The organism is Psychrobacter sp. APC 3426, from assembly GCF_030408035.1.
Classification (GTDB): Bacteria; Pseudomonadota; Gammaproteobacteria; order Pseudomonadales; family Moraxellaceae; genus Psychrobacter.
On record NZ_JASDCF010000066.1, the window covers coordinates 1 to 763 of the forward strand.

The 763-nt window shown below is 39.7% G+C and carries 1 protein-coding gene; it reads left to right on the forward strand.

Annotated elements, in window-relative coordinates; all coding sequences use genetic code 11:
• Positions 1-119: 119 nt before the first annotated feature.
• Positions 120-763 (forward strand): RNA-guided endonuclease TnpB family protein (locus QL919_RS14115; RefSeq protein ID WP_290190098.1); only part of this gene is annotated, 644 nt, incomplete at its 3' end.

Below are 763 nucleotides of genomic sequence, written 5' to 3' on the forward strand. Positions count from 1 at the left end.
TTTCAGCGCAGAAATCCCCTACTTCTAAAGTAGTGGGATGAATGCGTTATTGATAACTACCCTTACTCCCTATGGTATTATAATTAATAATTACAACGCCAATTAACAACAAGCTCCTTATGACCAAGCAAATCCTAAAAGCCCATAAAGTAAGATTATACCCTAATGAGGGTCAGCAAGTATTCTTTGCCAAATCATTCGGCTGCACACGCTTTATTTGGAATAGGATGCTTAGTGACAAAATAGACCATTACAACGAGCATAAGACCGAATTAAAAAATACTCCTGCTCACTATAAAAAAGAATTTGAATGGCTTAAAGAAGTCGATAGTCTGGCACTGGCTAACGTACAGCAAAACCTAAGAGCCGCTTATAGTAAATTCTTCAAAGGTTTAGGCTTCCCAAAATTCAAGAAAAAAGGAATTAAGGATAGTTATACGACCAATAACCAAAAGGGCACAGTGGCGATCACAGACAGCACTGTCAAACTGCCTAAGATTGGTCATATCATCGCTAAATTTCCAAGCAAGGTAAATGGCTTAATAAAATCAGCGACCATCAGCCGCACCCCATCAGGCAAGTACTATGCCAGCTTACTGGTTGAAACTATCGTAGAGCCGTTGCTAAAAACTCACTCAAGAATAGGCATTGACTTAGGACTGACTGACTTTATCGTCCTATCAGATGGCAGCAAAGTTGCCAATCCTACCTTTTTATCTAAGCTGCAACATAAGCTTGCGCGAGAACAGAAAATACTGGCCAA